Annotated in this window: 17 protein-coding genes; 12 read left to right on the top strand and 5 right to left on the bottom strand. The window is 63.8% G+C overall.

Annotated features, from left to right (window positions below; genetic code table 11):
- Window positions 1–106: 106 nt before the first annotated feature.
- Together cmtR and FB464_RS19385 are read left to right on the top strand one after the other, a co-directional pair.
- Entirely contained in the window at window positions 107–466 is a 360-nt protein-coding gene (cmtR, locus tag FB464_RS19390) for a Cd(II)/Pb(II)-sensing metalloregulatory transcriptional regulator CmtR (protein ID WP_116416933.1), read from the top strand.
- Entirely contained in the window at window positions 463–2535 is a 2073-nt protein-coding gene (locus FB464_RS19385; protein WP_116416841.1) for a heavy metal translocating P-type ATPase, read from the top strand. The genes cmtR and FB464_RS19385 overlap by 4 nt, the downstream gene beginning before the upstream one ends.
- Window positions 2536–2650: 115 nt before the next feature.
- Here the strand turns inward: FB464_RS19385 and FB464_RS19380 are convergent, their stop codons facing one another.
- From FB464_RS19380 to lnt, 3 genes are all read right to left on the bottom strand, one after another.
- Window positions 2651–3916, bottom strand: a complete 1266-nt coding sequence (locus FB464_RS19380) for a M23 family metallopeptidase (RefSeq protein ID WP_142206783.1) — start codon at window positions 3914–3916, stop codon at window positions 2651–2653.
- A gap of 90 nt (window positions 3917–4006) precedes the next feature.
- A complete protein-coding gene (locus FB464_RS19375) occupies window positions 4007–4369 on the bottom strand; it encodes a DUF6804 family protein (RefSeq protein WP_211327510.1) in 363 nt (120 codons plus the stop codon).
- Entirely contained in the window at window positions 4366–5988 is a 1623-nt protein-coding gene (lnt, locus tag FB464_RS19370) for an apolipoprotein N-acyltransferase (RefSeq protein WP_170152052.1), read from the bottom strand. Before lnt ends, FB464_RS19375 begins: the two co-directional genes overlap by 4 nt.
- Before the next feature lie 302 nt (window positions 5989–6290).
- Here lnt and FB464_RS19365 point away from each other — a divergent pair, with 302 nt between their 5' ends.
- From FB464_RS19365 to FB464_RS19320, 10 genes are all read left to right on the top strand, one after another.
- A complete protein-coding gene (locus FB464_RS19365) occupies window positions 6291–7007 on the top strand; it encodes a ZIP family metal transporter (RefSeq protein WP_246093222.1) in 717 nt (238 codons plus the stop codon).
- Between the two features lie 197 nt (window positions 7008–7204).
- Complete coding sequence (locus tag FB464_RS19360; protein ID WP_116416837.1) at window positions 7205–7579, top strand: hypothetical protein; 375 nt, start codon at window positions 7205–7207, stop codon at window positions 7577–7579.
- Between the two features lie 516 nt (window positions 7580–8095).
- Window positions 8096–8788, top strand: a complete 693-nt coding sequence (locus FB464_RS20360) for a M23 family metallopeptidase (protein WP_116416836.1) — start codon at window positions 8096–8098, stop codon at window positions 8786–8788.
- Entirely contained in the window at window positions 8788–9288 is a 501-nt protein-coding gene (gene lspA / locus FB464_RS19350; protein ID WP_116416835.1) for a signal peptidase II, read from the top strand. Before FB464_RS20360 ends, lspA begins: the two co-directional genes overlap by 1 nt.
- 108 nt (window positions 9289–9396) lie before the next feature.
- On the top strand, window positions 9397–10047 hold the full coding sequence (locus FB464_RS19345; RefSeq protein ID WP_116416834.1) for a DsbA family protein: 651 nt from the start codon (window positions 9397–9399) through the stop codon (window positions 10045–10047).
- On the top strand, window positions 10044–10667 hold the full coding sequence (locus FB464_RS19340; RefSeq protein ID WP_116416833.1) for a TlpA family protein disulfide reductase: 624 nt from the start codon (window positions 10044–10046) through the stop codon (window positions 10665–10667). Before FB464_RS19345 ends, FB464_RS19340 begins: the two co-directional genes overlap by 4 nt.
- Window positions 10664–11404: a cytochrome c biogenesis CcdA family protein gene (locus FB464_RS19335; RefSeq protein ID WP_116416832.1), complete on the top strand. Its 741-nt coding sequence runs from the start codon at window positions 10664–10666 to the stop codon at window positions 11402–11404. The genes FB464_RS19340 and FB464_RS19335 overlap by 4 nt, the downstream gene beginning before the upstream one ends.
- On the top strand, window positions 11401–13308 hold the full coding sequence (locus FB464_RS19330; protein ID WP_116416831.1) for a bifunctional copper resistance protein CopD/cytochrome c oxidase assembly protein: 1908 nt from the start codon (window positions 11401–11403) through the stop codon (window positions 13306–13308). Before FB464_RS19335 ends, FB464_RS19330 begins: the two co-directional genes overlap by 4 nt.
- Window positions 13305–13964: a copper resistance CopC family protein gene (locus tag FB464_RS19325; RefSeq protein ID WP_116416830.1), complete on the top strand. Its 660-nt coding sequence runs from the start codon at window positions 13305–13307 to the stop codon at window positions 13962–13964. Before FB464_RS19330 ends, FB464_RS19325 begins: the two co-directional genes overlap by 4 nt.
- Entirely contained in the window at window positions 13964–14920 is a 957-nt protein-coding gene (locus FB464_RS19320; protein WP_116416829.1) for a cytochrome c oxidase assembly protein, read from the top strand. The genes FB464_RS19325 and FB464_RS19320 overlap by 1 nt, the downstream gene beginning before the upstream one ends.
- Here FB464_RS19320 and FB464_RS19315 read toward each other — a convergent pair.
- Window positions 14911–15258, bottom strand: a complete 348-nt coding sequence (locus FB464_RS19315) for an ArsR/SmtB family transcription factor (RefSeq protein ID WP_116416932.1) — start codon at window positions 15256–15258, stop codon at window positions 14911–14913. The genes FB464_RS19320 and FB464_RS19315 overlap by 10 nt on opposite strands.
- 128 nt (window positions 15259–15386) lie before the next feature.
- Window positions 15387–16289 carry a cation diffusion facilitator family transporter gene (locus FB464_RS19310; RefSeq protein ID WP_116416828.1) on the bottom strand — a complete coding sequence of 301 codons (903 nt, stop codon included), beginning with the start codon at window positions 16287–16289 and terminating at the stop codon, window positions 15387–15389.
- Window positions 16290–16448: the final 159 nt, after the last annotated feature.

Genomic DNA, 16448 nt, shown 5'->3' with positions numbered 1-16448 from the left:
CAGTCGCGTACCCCCACTGCCACGACAGCCACCAAGCGCGTACCAATTAGAGGAGAGAGGGCCACGAGCGACTTTTATTGTTCAGCTAATGCTGTATGGTCAGCTTATGCTGACTAAAGCTTCTCGCGTTGACGTGATGAACCGGCTTGGCCGAGCTATGGCTGACCCGACACGCTCTCGCATTCTGCTGAGCCTGCTCGTACAGCCGGGATATCCAGCGGAGCTGACCCGAGAATTGGACCTGACCCGGTCTAACGTTTCGAACCATCTCACCTGCCTCCGAGGATGCGGACTTGTCGTTGCGACCCCCGAGGGTCGCCAGACGAGGTACGAGATCGCCGACCCGCACCTCACCCGTGCTCTCACGGCGATCGTCGACGTGGTTCTGGCCGTCGATGACGGCGCGGGATGCGCGGATGAGAACTGTGATGTGCCGCTCTGCTGCGGAACGGCGGTCAAGGCATGAGCCGCGAATGCTGCGGTCCCGACGAGGAAAACGCGCCCGTAGGAAACCGGAAAACTTTGAACCTGCTCGGCACGCCGTCAGCACCCCTCGCTGAGTTCCACAATCATGACGACGCCGGTACAAACCACGACGACCACGAGCATGATCATGGCAGCGACGAAGGCGAACTGACGTCGTGGTGGCGCGACCGGAGCATTCTGATACCGCTCGCCGCGGGTTTCCTTCTCGTCGTCGGGTACATGTTCGAGTGGACAGGCGTTCCGGTTGCCGGGACCATAATTCTTGCCATCAGCCTCGTGTTCGGCGCCTCGACGTTCGTGCCGGGCGCAATTCGCCGGCTTCGTCGTCGTCGGCTCGGTGTCGGGCTTCTGATGACCATTGCTGCACTTGGTGCCGTTCTGCTCGGGTACATCGGAGAAGCTGCAGCGTTGGCGTTCCTGTTCTCCATCGCCGAGGCGCTCGAGGACCGCGCGATGGACCGGGCACGAGATGGGCTCCGATCACTGTTGTCCTTGATCCCTGAGAAGGCGACAATCTCCCGGCTTTCCGGCGACGTTGAGATCCCGACCTCCGAGATTCAGATGCTCGACATCATGATTGTCCGCGCCGGTGAACGAGTCGCAACCGACGGGGTCATAACGGCCGGCCGGTCAAGTATCGATGCGTCCGCTATCACGGGCGAGTCGATCCCCATAGAAGTCGGGCCCGGAGACGCGGTGCCTGCGGGCGCGATCAACGGCACCGGCGCCCTGCAGGTCGAAGCGACCTCGAACGGCACTGACAATTCTCTGACCACTATCGTCCGGCTCGTCGAGCAGGCGCAGGCACGGAAGGGTCAGCGTGCCCGTCTCGCTGACCGGATCGCGAAACCCCTCGTACCGGCTGTTCTGGTTATCGCCGGCCTCATCATCGTTTTCGGTTTCCTCGTCGGCGACCCTGGCCTGTGGACATCCCGCGCTCTCGTAGTCCTCGTTGCTGCGTCCCCGTGCGCGTTGGCGATCGCTGTGCCGGTGACTGTCATCTCCGCGATCGGCGCGGCCAGCCGGTTCGGCGTTGTCATCAAATCAGGTGAGGCTTTTGAACAGCTCGGTGCCGTGCAACTCGTCGCCTTCGACAAAACCGGAACCCTCACCCGCAACAAACCACAAGTCGTCGCCGTCCAGGCCGCACCCGGCGCCGACCGGGTGGCAGTTCTGGATGCTGCCGCCGCCCTTGAAGCGCGAAGCACCCATCCTCTTGCGGCCGCTCTCGCTGCCGAATACCCTCACCCCTCCGCCGCCAGCAACGTTACGGAGTACCCCGGACAAGGCCTGGCGGGTACCGTCGGTGGCAGAGCCGTTCGCGTTGGAAGCCCGCGCTGGGTGCCCGCCGGTGTCCTCGGTTCGCAGGGGACGTCGATGGAGCACGACGGGATGACGGTAATCGTCGTTGAGGTCGATGGGCAACCCACCGGTTTGATCGGCATCCGTGATGAGCTCAAACCCGAGGCCGCTGCCGCGGTTGCGGAATTGAAGGCACAGGGCATCCGAACTGTGATGCTGACTGGTGACAACCCGCGCACCGCCAACGCCCTAGCCAGCATGGTCGGCATCGTGGATATAAGAGCCGAGCAGATGCCTGCCGACAAGGCGGCCGCCATCGAAACGCTCCGTAAAAACTCTCGGACGGCGATGATCGGAGACGGAATCAACGACGCGCCGGCTTTGGCCGCTGCCGACGTCGGTGTCGCGATGGGCGCCACCGGCTCGGCCGCCGCGATCGAGTCCGCCGATGTCGCCTTCACCGGCACCGACCTCCGACTGATCCCGCAAGCGCTGGCTCACGCCAGGCGTGGGCGCCGGATCATGACCGGCAACATAGCGCTCGCCCTTGCGATCATCGTCGTGCTGTTCCCTTTGGCCCTTTTCGGTGTTCTCGGCCTGGCTGGCGTCGTGCTGATTCACGAGATCGCGGAGGTGATCGTCATCGCGAACGGCATCCGGGCCGCTCGCGGGCGAGCGGTGCTTCCCCAGATGCCCACCAGCTCCGCGGAACCGTCGCCGACACCCTCCTCGCGGCAGAGAAGCTAACCGGTCAGGTAGTGCCTCCTGCGTTTGAGCCGAGTCGTCTCCTCGATTTTGGTGGCTGTCGACCTGGTCTCGCTGATGGCCTGGGGTGTTCGCTCTCAGTGACGCGGAGTTCCGCCTAACCGAGCGGAGCTCCGCGAGCACGCATAAATGCGACAGGGTCGGTGCGTGTGCCGTCGAGGGTGACCTCGTAATGGAGATGGCAGCCGGTAGAGACCCCGGTGGTTCCGGCCAGAGAGATCAGCTGCCCCGCGACCACTGACTGCCCTTCGCTTACGACGAGTTGGCTGTTGTGGGCGTAGCTGGTCTGAACCCCGCCGCCGTGACTGAGCTGCACCCAGTTACCGAGGCCGCCGAACCAGCCCGCGAAGTTGACGGTTCCCGCGGACGCGGCGTAGACGGGGGTACCGCAGCCGGCGCCTAGATCCGCGCCGCGATGATAGGAGCTTGCGCCGGCGGTGGGTGCGACCCGAGGCCCGAACCCGTCCGAAATCCGGCCACCCACCGGGCGGGTCCACCCCTGCCCGGATAGCTGTCCCTGGTCGACCTGCACGCCGCTGCCATCTGACTCCGCAGCGGCAGCGGCAGCGGCAGCGGCAGCTTCTCGGATTTGTTCGCCGCGGGTGTAGTCAGCTTCGGTGGCCTGACGGTTCTCAACGAGAACGGCAAGCTGCGCCTTCAGGGTCTCCGAGTTCCGTTGTTGAAGCTCGAGTTGATACTCGACTTGTCGCGATGCGACGATCGCGGCATCCTTCGCCGCTCGTGCCTCGTCTGCGAGGCGTGCGCGTTCTGTTTCTGCGACGCGTGCCTGATCGGTGAGTGCCCGGGCGGCGTTACCAGCAGACTCGGCGCGCTCGTACAGTTCGCCGATGTTCTGAGATAGCCGCGAGGTGGCGGACAGCCGATACAAGAAGTTGTCCGCCCCGCTGCCGGAGAGAAGCAGTTGGGCGCTGAGTTGATCGCTGCCGCCTGTTTTGGCCATCGAACTGACGAGCTGGCCGGCGGCGTTCCGGGCGGCGGTAGCGGCTTGTTCGGCGGTAGCAGCTTGAGCCCCGAGGTCGCGGGTCTTTTTTTGAGCCAGGTCCGAGGCATCTTGGGCGAGGTCCCAGTTATCGGTGAGGGTCACGGCGAACTGTTGCGCTTGGGCGAGATCCGCATCGATCTGGCTGATGAGTGAGCTGAGTTCGTTGATCTGAGTCTGTTTCGTGGACTCATTCGCGCGGGCGGATTCGACCTCTGACCAGGTCGGGTATTCGTCCGCTGCGGCCCTGACGGGTGCGGCTGCAACGCCCGTCAGGGTTGCCATGATCAGGGCTGCGGAAGCCGCGACGAGGGTTCGTCTGCGGTGTGCGTGCTGACCACTCTTCGGGGTGCAGGAGGTCACGGGTTTCTGCTTTCCAGTCGGAGGGAGGGGGTAGGGCTGAAGCTCCGGGGTGCGTGTTTGCTTCTGAGATGCGGGGTCGGGTGATGAGCTTCAGTGTGTGCTTTTGGGCAGCATGGCGCTGCTGGGATCCTTGGTGCGGAAGAGAACACCGACGGCGATGAAGATGGCTGATCCGAGGAAGGTAAGAATTTGCCACGTCTGGCTGGGGAGTTCGACGGGCCAGGCTGGATTCCAGAGCACGGCTACGGGGATCGCGGGTAGGGCCCACCACCATTTGCGGTACTGGACGGTGAGCACGGCAAAGATCAGTGCCAGGATCCCGATTGCGTACCGCACGTAGAGGTAGAAGTCTGTTCCGATGAGGCCGACTGTGGCGAGCAGCACGATGGCACCCAGCACCGCAGGTAGCATCCCGGGGCGGATCATCGGGGTTCGATTGTGTTGTTTCTTCATCGGTTGGTGTCTTTTCCGGTGTTGTCGTGGATGTGAGACGGTACCCGGGCGGAGGTGCGTCGCAGGAAGGCCAGCGTCAGGAACACAGCACCCGCGCCGCCGAGACCGACGGTGATGATGATGATTTCTATGTCGTTCGCCCAGCGCATCGCGGGGGTCAGAGTCGAGCTGAGGGGTACGTCTTGGACCATCGCCCCTTTGGTGAATGTTGGCAGCCGGTCGGTGACACCTCCGTCGGCGCTGATGATGGCGGACGTGCCGACGGTTGACACGCTCACCAGGCTCCGGCCTGTCTGGATCGCCCGGATGCGTGCGATCGCGAGTTGTTGAACGCTTTCTTCCGAGCGGCCGAAGTCAGCATTGTTGCTCGGGGCGAGGATGATGTTCGCGCCGCCGGCGATCATCTGTTCGATGGCACGGTCGTCGACGATGTCGAAACAGATTGCCAGCCCCGCTCGTGCGTCCGCAACAGAGAACACGTTCGGCCGGGTTCCGATCGACAAGTCGCGTGGGATGAGGGAGAACAGGTCCGGGGCGAGCGGGAACCAGAAGTCCCGGTCGGGGAGGTATTCCGCGAACGGGACCGGGTGAATCTTGTCGTACTGGGCGGTGGGTCCGGCGTCGGGTTCCCACAGAAGCAGACTGTTGAATGTTTCTTGACCGCTTTTTGTGATCGTCCCACCGACCAGGGGCGCCCGCACTCGTGCGGTGATGTTATCGAGAACTTTCGCGGAGCTGGGGTTTCGGAGCGGGTCGAGGTCGATGGAGTTCTCTGGCCAGACGAGGAGGTCGATACCGGTTTTTTCGGTGATCGGCTGCGTCGCAGTCACGTGGTCGGTCAGGATATCCCCGGGCCTGCCGGTTGAGAAAAGTCCGGCGTCGGCGTTGCCCTGAACGGCGGCGACGCGAAGTGAACCATCAGTCTTCACCTGGTACGTCGGCACGGCGAGAAGGAGGACGACCACGCCGGCCGGAACGGCGAACAGGGCAGTCGAAACCCGGCTACCCCGCGCACTGGTCGGGGTTTGGGTCGCATGAAGGACAGCCTCAGCGATGCACGCGCCCACCAGCGCGAGACAGAATGAGACGCCAGAGACCCCGACCCACGCGGTGAGCGGGCCGAAGGGGCTATCCGATTGGGAGAACGTGAGGCGGCCCCAGGAGAACCCGCCGTATGGCCAACTGCTGCTGAGCATCTCCCGGACCGTCCACAGCCCGGCAACGATCGGGGGCACGAACACCATCCGAAGCCAGCTGCGTCCCCCGAGTTTCTCGCTCGCCCGGTAAATGAACGCGATCAGCATGCAGCCGGCCGCAAAGAAGACGGTCTCCAGCACGCTCAACCCGGCCCAGGGCAGCGGGCCCAGATACACCGTCAGCCAGAAAATGTGTACACCCCAGAAAACGCCACCACCCACAAAGCCGGCGGCGAGGATCGTGACGACCCGCTGACCCATCAGAGAGAGGAAGATCAGCGGCAGACCGACGAACACCAGAACCCAGATGTTGGCAGCCGGAAAAGCCAACGCAAGACAGAGCCCGCCCACTCCAGCGACGAACACGGCCAGCCACGGCGGGAAGGGTCGACCCCGACCCGAAATGTCTGCAGACCTGTTCATATGTAGCATTCAATCAGGTATTGTCGTTCCGATCGTTCCAGAATTCTTCTTGCCAGACATTTCCGATCCTGCGAAACAATGCGCAGGTATCCGCGGCTACTGGCAGCTCGACCCAATAACAGTGACCCGTCATCGACCTTGACCGGTGGTGTCAGCGCAAGATCACGGAGGTGCCATGAATCCCCGGTCACCCAATCAAGCACCCACCCACGTCGGCGCCCCTGCGACAGGAAAGAGCAATCCGGCGGGAGCTGTCCGAACGGGCGAGAGTAGGCGTAATGAGTGACGCTGCAGCTGCGGCCGTGCAGGCAGCTTCCCTTGTCGCGTTCCCCATCGGCGCGGCGATCGTTGGGTCTGTGGTGGCCGTCATCCGACCGCCAGGGCCGAGACTGTCCAGTGCCATCCAGCACTTCGCTGCGGGCGTCGTTCTCTCCGCCCTCGCCGGAGAGGTTCTCCCCGACCTCCGAAACGAGGGCCGGCTCGCCTGGGCGGTAACAGGATTCATCGCCGGGACCGCTGTGATGCTGGCCCTCGGCGCTGTTGGTCGGAGCCTGGAACGGCGACGTGATCTATCTACGTCGAGATCCCGGCTCCCGACAGGGCTTCTGATCGCTGTCGGAATCGATCTGCTCCTTGACGGGTTGCTGGTGGGCCTAGGCACCTCGCTTGGAGACAAGCAAGGCCTCATCCTCACCATCGCCCTCTCGATCGAGATCCTCTTCATCGGCCTGTCGGTAACGACCAGGCTCACCGAGGCCGGGTTCAGCAAAACCCGGTCGGTGACCATCTCCACCGCTCTCGGGCTGACCACCGGGGTCGGCGCAATAGGCGGTGCGATTCTGCTGGTCGGGGCAACCCCAGAGGTGCTCGCCCTCGTTCTGGCGTTCGGGGCAGCAGCCCTGCTCTACCTGGTAGTCGAAGAACTCCTCATCGAGGCACATGAGCAGGCGGAAACGATTCTGATTTCTGCGATGTTCTTCCTCGGATTTCTGACGATCTACGTCCTTGCAGCTCTATGACCTACTCAACAGCCACACCCCGGCCGGCTCCCACAGCTGTATCGGAGCGCTCAGAGTCTTCTCCCGGGCAGCACTGTTACTCTGCCTAGGATTCGAAACGTTACCCCGGGTGGCCAGTTTCTGGCGCCCATGATTATCGAGACTTCCTGATGACACCACCACGACCCTCTCGCGGATGGAACCTCCGCCGTGTTTTGGTGACGCTTCTGATCGTCGTCGGCACCACCGTCGCCTTACTCATGGCGCACGCGTTCGAGACCAGCCACGTCGGCAACACCTCAAGCGCTGACGTCGTCTCTGTCCTGAACGCGCAGCCCGCTGCAGCCATCGCCGAGACTGCCGTCACCTCAGACACTTCCCCGGCCAGCACCTCAACCGGCGCGCTGGGCGCATGCATTGTGGGCGTAGCCGGCTGCATCCTCGCCGTCCTTCTTCTGCGCAACGTTCTCTCACGTCGGGCCCGCCCGGGCGAATCGACGACGTCCGTGCCTCCGACACCGGAGCGGCCCATCCGACCTGTCACCGGCCACGGGGCTGTCCCCCCGTTCGCTCTCTGCATCATCCGGGTTTAGAAACTGTTGCGTCCTCGCTGAGGGCACGACAGTTCCCCCGATTTTGTTGGCCGCCTGGCGCGGCGCAACGACAGAGAGTCTTTGATGAACACACCCGATCCGTATACGCAACCAACCCCTCCTCCCCCGTCCCCGGGCACCCGCAGATCACAACGAGAAGCCGCCGACGCCACCGCCGCGCCTGTTGCACTCACCAGGCGTCAGCTCCGAGACGACGAACGCCGCCGCGCAGAGCTCCCCGTCCTTCCGAAACAGTCACCGCCCGCCTCAAGCCCGACACCACCGGCGACAACGCCCGCGCTGGTTGCCGGAGCACCTCACTCACCGACGTCCGTCACTCAAAGCGCCGTTCACGTCCCGGATGACCGAGCCCGGCATGTGGAGGCTGACCCGCGCCTGTCTGTGCCGCCGCCCAAACCCGCTGCTGTCGCCCCGGCGGCGCCAGACACCGTCCGGCCCGAGCGTCGAAGCGCACCGCTTCGATCACGGTGGCGAAACGCCGGAGCTGCCGTGACTATGGTGGCCGTCAGCTTCCTCGTCGTTTCCGTGACGATCCCCGCCTCAGCAGTAGGGGTGGGAGTAGGACCGAACTGGCAAGTAACCCAGACCGGGCAGGCGTTCCTTGATACCCAGACCGTTCAGGTCACCGACGCGGCCGCCCCCGCGGTCCCCCGCGACGAGTACACCAGCGCAGCCCCTCCGCCCCCGCCGCCGCCCCGCGTGATTTTCAGTGCGGCCTCCGCGTTCGCCCGCACCGCCGATACCTTCACCAACAATCCGGCGTCACCGGTTCAGTGGCCGTTCACGTCCGGGGTACCGATCAGTGACGGGTACGGCCCGCGCGTCGCACCATGCTCAGGCTGCTCGAGCAACCACCAGGGTTTGGACATGAACCCCGGCCAGGGCACCCCCATCCAAGCCATGGCTGACGGGGTAGTCATCGAGGCGTCCTCCACAGACAGCTCAAGTCTGGGGGTGTACGCCATCATCGAGCATCAGATCGATGGGGAGACGGTGACCAGCACGTACGGCCACATGCTCCCTGGGTCCCTGCAACTCACCGTCGGACAGCAGGTAGGCGTGGGCGATCAGGTCGGGAACGTCGGCAATACCGGCAACAGCACCGGCGCTCACCTCCACTTCCAGCTGGCGCGGGGCAGCAAAACCTTCGACCCGTACGCCTACCTGCAAGAAAAGGTGGCCCTGTGATGGGGCGGAGAATTCTCCGTTCCAGACGTTTCCAGATCCTTAGCGGGAGCGTCCTGCTGGCCGGTGTGGACCTGATCGTCAAAGCCGTGGCCTGGGCCGCTCTTGCCGATGGCAGGGGCATTCCGCTCGGTGTCATCGAATTGTGGCGGACGACGAACCCGGGTGTCGCGTTCAGTCTCGGCGAAGCGCTGCCGTCGTGGGTCATCACGGCCGGGTCCGGGGTCGTCCTCGCAGCCCTCGCAAGCGCCGCCCTTGTCCGGGCCCCGCGACTGACCCCCGTTGTCACCTGGGCGGGAGCCCTCGTCCTTGGCGGCGCCCTCGGCAACTTCATCGACAGGCTCGACGGGAACGGCGTCGTGGACTACCTGCACAGCGACTGGTTCGCGACCTTCAACCTCGCAGATGTCTTCATCACTGCAGGCGTGGTGGTCTTCTGTCTCAGTGTGCTGCTGAAACGCCCCCAACACAGCAATGCCACCGAATCGCCCGCCCGAATGTAGCAACTCCAATCCCGGCGTCCGCCTGGGCAGCCCTGCCTACCCGCCATTCACAAGCCCGGGATGAGCGCCTCCCATGCCGGACCCCCTCGCATCTCAGTGAAAGAAGTCATGAAAACCAGCACAAAGTGGAATATCAGTATCGCAGTGACCCTGTTTGTCTGCCTCGCGGCGATCGTGACAGTGTTCTTGCTGCGTCCCTCCGCCACCGAACGAGCTGACGCTGAAGGCTTGACCGCCGCCGCGGATAACAGCCACCGGCTCTCCGTGGCGGCGGACGGCCAACCGGTCTTCGTCGAATTCCTGGATTTTGAGTGCGAGGTCTGCGGCGCCGCGTATCCAGCCATTGAACAGCTTCGCCAGGAGTACGCCGGGCGGGTCAGTTTCGTGGCCCGGTACTTCCCCATTCCGTCTCACAAGAACTCGATGAACGCCGCGATCGCCGTTGAGGCAGCCGCGCAGCAGGGCCAGTTCGAGGCCATGTACAAGAAGATGTTCGACACCCAAACGCAGTGGAGCGAACAGCAGGACTCCAAAGCGTCCGTGTTCCGCGGTTACGCAGAGGAACTGGGCCTAGATATGGTCGCGTTCGATGGTGCCGTCGCGGATCCTGCGACCAAGTCCCGGGTGCAGTCGGACTTCAGCCAAGGCACCGCATTGGGTGTGCAGGGCACACCCACCTTCTTCCTCGACGACAAAAAACTCGACATCGGCTCCGTCAACGAGCTCCGCACCCTGTTTGATGCGGCCCTCACCCCATGACAAACCACACGATGATGCGGCGCCGGACAGGCGCCGTTGGGGTGCTGGTTGCCGCCGTGATACTCACCGGATGCGCGAACACCGATCTGGCCGATCAGTACCGTGAAGGCACGGGGAAGAACTACGTCTCAGGCAACGGCACCGTCACCGAGATCCCGGCCAGTGAGCGAGGCGACGCTCCCACGTTCTCAGGCACCCTCGACACCGGACAGAGTGCGTCCTCCGAGAACTACAAAGACCAGGTTACCGTGGTGAACTTCTGGTACGCCGGCTGCGCGCCCTGCCGCGCCGAAGCCCCCGACCTGCAAGCGCTCTACACCCAGTTCCTCCCCGACGGCGTCGCATTTCTCGGTGTCAACGTCCGGGACCAGCTGCCCACCGCGCAGGCATTCTCGAAAACGTACGGTGTCACATACCCGTCCTTCATCGACACCGGAGGGTCGGTACTTCTCGCGTTCAGCGGAGTGGTCGCCCCGAACGCGGTCCCGACCACCCTTGTTCTGGATCGTGACGGGAAGGTCGCCGCCCGGGTCCTCGGCCAAATCCTCGCCCGATCAACGTTGGAGGCGCTCATCCAGAAGGTATTGAACGAACCCGGAACCGCAGGAAACACCACATGAGCGACATCGTCGGCACCGTGCTCTACGGGCAGCTGCTCTTCGCGATCCCGCTGGCTTTACTGGCCGGATTCATCTCGTTCGCCTCCCCGTGCGTACTCCCCTTGGTCCCCGGCTACTTTGCCTACCTCGGCGGGAGCGTTGATGAGGGTACCGGGAAGGCGCGGCGGCGGCTGCTGCTCGGCACGGCGCTGTTCGTCCTCGGATTCGCGGTGATCTTCATCGCCTATGGGGCGCTGTTCGGAACCCTCGGCGGGTGGCTGATCCGGTGGCAGGACCTGATCGTCCGCGTCCTCGGAGTCGTCGTCATCATCACCGGTGCGTCCTTCCTGGGTTACATCCCCGTTCTGCAACGAACTCTGAAACTGAATCTGAAGACCACCGGGAGTCTTGCCGGCGCACCACTGTTGGGTGTGGTCTTTGGTCTGGGCTGGACGCCCTGCCTCGGACCCACTCTGACCGCTATCTCCGCCCTCAGCCTGAATAGCGGCTCCGCGTGGCGGGGCGCGCTCCTCGGACTGATCTACTGCGTCGGACTCGGGTTGCCGTTCCTGCTCCTCGCCTTCGGTGTCGGATGGGCAAGCAGCGCGCTGGGATTCCTCCGGAAACATTCCCGCCTCATCAACCGGGTCGGCGGGCTGGGTCTGATCGGTATTGGAATTCTGATGCTCACCGGTGTCTGGTCCGCATGGCTCTACCAGTTGCAGGCCCTGATGGGGTCGGTGATCCTCCCCCTGTGACCCGCGCACCCGCACCCCACCGCCCCCATTTCCCGGAACCTATTGCCGGACGCCGCCGCCGACTACTCGCCCCGATCGTCCTGGTCGGTGCAGCACTGATCGTCGTCACGCTGTTGTCGGCGTGGGTGTTCGGCAACCGTCCGGCGCTGCTGGTCGATACCGGGGCAGCTGTGACCTACGGGCTGCCGCTGGTGAAAGTCCTCGCCAATCTCGCAGCCGCCGCCACCATCGGCGGCCTCCTGCTGGCAGGATCTTTCCTGTCGGAAGGGGATCCGGCCCGAGGCCGGGCCATGGATCTCTCCGCCGTCAGCGCCGCCGTCTGGTCGGTCCTCACGGGCGTCTACGCCGTGCTGACGTTCATCACCATCGCAGGTCCCGTCCGGGCCGGTATCTTCGGTCCCGCCCTCGGCCAATACCTCACACAGGTGAGCCTTGGACAAAGCAACACCGTCACCATCCTGCTGACCGCTGTCATCTCCGTGGGCGCGTTCGCTTCCCGGAAACCTGTCCCCATCCTCATCCTGACAGTGGTGGCGTTCGCGGCTCTGATCCCGCTGGCACTGCAAGGCCACGCAGCCGGCGCTGGAGGGCATCGAACCGCGGCCGCCGCACTCTGGTTGCACGTCGGTTTCGCAGGCGCCTGGATCGGGACACTGCTCATCCTGGTGATCACCCACCTCCGCGCCGGACCGGATGTTATCCGGCCCCTGTTGCGACGGTTCTCCTTCCTCGCGCTGATCTGTTTCATTGGGGTTACCCTGAGCGGCGCGATCAGCGCGTCGCTCAGGCTGAACTCCGTCTCTGAGCTGGTATCAACCGACTACGGGGTGATCCTCGGGCTGAAGATGGTGGTGTTGGTACTTCTGGGTGCGGCCGGCTACGGTCACCGCCGTTGGCTGATCAGCCGGCTCCCGGCACAGGCGGGGCGGTGGAATGCTGTGTGGGTGCGGCTGGTGATCGCCGAAGGGTTACTGATGGGAGTCGCCTCCGGCGCGGCCGCCGTTCTCGCCCGCACTCCCCCGCCAGCCGGGGAGGTAACAATCGCCGTCACGACGGCCGAGAAACTCACCGGCCAGGCGTTGCCGTTACCGTTCTCGCCGGCCCGGCTGCTTGACTCGTTCGCTGTGGACCCCATCTGGCTGACCGCCGGGATCTTCGTGATCGGGTTATACGCGGCCGGTGTTCACCGTCTCCGCCGGGCAGGCACCGCATGGCCCGCCCGGCGAAGTATCGGGTGGGTCGCCGGGTGGGCTGTCATCATCTATCTCACCAACGCCGCACCGGCAGCGTACGAAAACTATCTGTTCACCGCGTACGCTGCGGGTCACCTTGCCCTCGGCGCCCTGACCACATTTCTGATCATTGCCGGTAGACCTCTGCTCCTGATCAGCCGGACAGCCGATGTCAGAAACGACGGAACCGGCGGGGTCAGAGGGTGGTTGAACGCAGCGGCCACCGCGCGGATCGTTGATCGTCTCCTTCATCCCGTCGTCGCCGCAGCACTCTTCGTGCTGTGTCTGCTGACCGCTTTCACACCGCTTTTGGTCAATTGGTCTCTCACCGACCCGGTCGGTCACCAGTGGAACACCACCCAGCTCTTCCTCGCCGGCTGCCTGCTGGTCTGCGCGCTGAACCGGACCCGGACGCATCCCATCACCCGGGGAACGGCCGCGACAGCGATGGCGGTGCTCGGTGCGGGTGTCGCGGTCCTTGTGCTGCTGGTCGGAGCCGCCCCCGTGTTCCTTCCCGAATGGTACGGCGTGATCGGTGACGGCTGGCAACCGGCGCCGATGATCGACCACACGGTAGCTACTGTGACGTTCTTGACCATCGGGACACTATTTCTCATCACCACCGGCACCCGCCTTATCCGCCGTCCCTCTCAGCCAGGAGTAAAACTATGAACCACCCCCCAGCCCGTCGCCGACGGGTCAGTATCCTGATCGCCTGTATCGCCATCATCGGCAGCACCCTCCTCACCGCACAAAGCGCGTCTGCGCACGACGCTTTGGCCGAGTCGATACCTGCCGCCGGCGAGACCGTGACGACGAAGTTGGATCAGGTGTCACTGACCTTCACCGAAGCACCGTTGTCCGGATTCGAGACAACCACCATCATCCGTGTCACAGGAGCAGACGGGGTGGACGTTGTATCCGGGGAGGTCAGCATCGCCGACAACATCCTCACCGCCTCGGTCTCGTTCGAGCAGCCCGGCGACTACCTTTTGCAATGGCAGACCGTCTCCGTCGACGGGCACCCCATCTCCGGGGAATACTCCTTCACCTATGCGGTCCAGCCCACCACAACCTCCGAACCTGAAACATCTCCCGCACCGGCACCTGCTGCCACAATTCAGGTCACGGTCACACCGAAACCAGAAGGCACAGAACCAGCCCCCTCGACGTCCGGGAGCGCGGCGGTAGGTGCCGGTAGCGCGGCCGCAGATGCGGGACCAGGAGCTGCCCCCATCATCGCGTTGGGTGTTCTCGGGGCCGGGATCGTGGTTGCCGGAGCGTACTTCGCGGTGAGGCGATTCCGTAAAACCCCGCCTCCAGCGTGATGGATGACAGCCCCTTCGGGGACCTTGCCTGGATTCCGGTGCTCCCCCCGAGCCTTGAGCAGTTCCTTGCCCCCAACCTCCAGCCGGTACCCGTCCTGCCGGTGATCGCTGTGGTTCTGGGGATTCTTTACATACTGGGCGCGACCCGCCAGTGGGTGTCCCATCGACCGTGGTCCCTGATCCGGACGCTGTGTTTCGTGGCCGGGTGCGCCCTGACCGCGGTGACGATGGGGGCCGGGCTTGAAGGATACGGGTTCGTCTTGCTGTCGGTGTTCATCTTCCAGCAGCTCACTCTCATGATGGCCGTTCCGGTGCTGCTGGTCCTCGGCTCACCCGGAACGCTGCTGCTGCGGTCGATGCCGCACCGCGGCCCCGGGCGAGTCGTCCTGGTCAGCGCGTTGACGCTGCTGCGGTCGTGGCCGATGCGCGTCGCGGTTCATCCTGCTGTGATGATTCCGCTTTTTCTGGCCGCGTTCTACGGGCTCTACCTCACCGACACTGCCGACGTTCTTCTGCAGACGTTGGGCGGGCATCTGGCGTTGGAGCTCTTCTTCCTCGGCAGCGGGCTTCTGTTCACCGCCCCGCTGATCTCCTCCGACCCGCTGCCTGGCCGCCAATCCCACCTTGGGCGCCTGGTCGACGTGTTCGCCGAGATGCCGCTTCATGCCTTCTTCGGAGTCATCGTGATGACGTCGACGATCCCTCTGGTGTCTTCCTTCGCGTCTGCGGCACGGTGGGGAATCGACCCGCTGAAAGATCAGCAGCTCGCCGGTGGGCTTGCTTGGTCGTATGGTGAACTGCCGTCAGTGATCATCCTGCTCGTTCTCCTAGTGAGATGGGAACGAGACGACACCCGAAAAGCACGCCGGGCAACACTCAAAGCAGATCTCCTCGGCGACACCGAGTTCGACGCGTACAACGCGCACCTGAAACGCCTGAGCGAGCGTCAGGGATGAGACGCAGGAATGCACTGCGCTTCAGGCTCAACGGGAGCTGAATGGATCAGGATCGTGTGTCCGACGTGTTCCAGACCGACCTCGAGCAGGTGCCGAACATGGGCGTCCGCGATTTCGTAGAACGCGACACGGCCTTGTCGTCTGACCTCAACGACCCGATGTGCGCGGAGCAGGCGTAGCGCGTGCGACACAGCGGACTCACTGAGGTGGATGGCAGCAGCAACGTCGCGGACACACATCGGCCCGTCCAGGAGCGCGATCAAAAGCCGGACCCTGTTCGGTTCCCCCAACAACCCAAACACGTCCGCGAGGTCGGTTATGTCGGCGTCGGTAGGCATCGCTGCCTGGACGGACGCCACATGCACGGCGTCCACGGTCCGCGGTGACTGTCCGGCAGCGTCGCCAGAGGGAGCGGTTCGTGAACGAGCTGGTGTGGCCATCACCACAGAGTACTCTGCCTGCGGCATCACACCGGGTTGGTGTGCTCGTCGAACTCGGACGGCTCACATTGAATGGTGGTGTGGTCGATGTGGTATTCATCCCGGAGCACACCGAGCACATCCTCGAGAACGTCGCGGTACTCAAATTCACGTCCGACGACGATGTGACCGCTTGCGCTCTCCATCCCGGACGTGATCGTCCAGACGTGCAGATCATGCACCGCTTCGACACCCGGTACGGCCAGGACTGCTGCGGTCAGCTTTTCCAAATCGATGTGTTTCGGGGCGGCTTCCATCAGAATTCGGAGAGCTTGAGAGGTGAGTTTCCACGTCCGGGGAAGGATGAACAGGCCGATTCCGACGCCGATGATCGGGTCGGCGTACTGCCACCCCGTGGTCACCAGAATGATTGCAGCGACGATGACGCCCAGGGACCCCAGCAGGTCGCCCATCACTTCGAGGTACGCGCCTCGAAGATTCAGGCTCTCTTTCGAACCTGCCATGAGCAGCCGGAAACTGATCAGGTTGATGGTCAACCCGATGATGGCGACGATGAACAGCGGAACACCGGGGACGTCTGGCGGATCGGAGAACCTCATGATCGCTTCATAAAGGACGTATCCCGCGACGGCGAAGAGGAGAATTCCGTTTGCGAGGGCGGCCAGGACCTCCAGTCGGTAGAAACCGTAGGTTCGCTGGGTTGTCGCCGGGCGGGCCGCGAGCGTGATCGCAGTCAGCGCCATGCCCAGGCCGAGAACATCGGTTCCCATATGGGCTGCGTCCGAGATCAAGGCGAGGGAGTTGATGGAGAAACCGACAACAAATTCGACGACCATGTAACTCGCCGTCAACGCAAACGCAATGAACAGCGGCCGGCGGTGACGCCCACCCGCACTGACCGCGGACGTGTGGCTATGTTCAGAACCCACAGGGCCTCGTCCTTTCCCTGGACGACACCCGCCTCAGTATGAATATATGAACAGTCTTGCATATGTTTTTGATAGCTGGCAACACACTCTCTCGAAGATCCGGGGAACCTGCGTGCTTCGTTCGTTCCAGCAAACCGAGAGCTCCCGATCGTTTCGCGA

This window comes from Subtercola boreus, from assembly GCF_006716115.1.
Classification (GTDB): domain Bacteria; phylum Actinomycetota; class Actinomycetes; order Actinomycetales; family Microbacteriaceae; genus Subtercola; species Subtercola boreus.
Note: the sequence above shows the minus strand (reverse complement) of the source record. Positions and strands in the feature narration are given on the sequence as shown.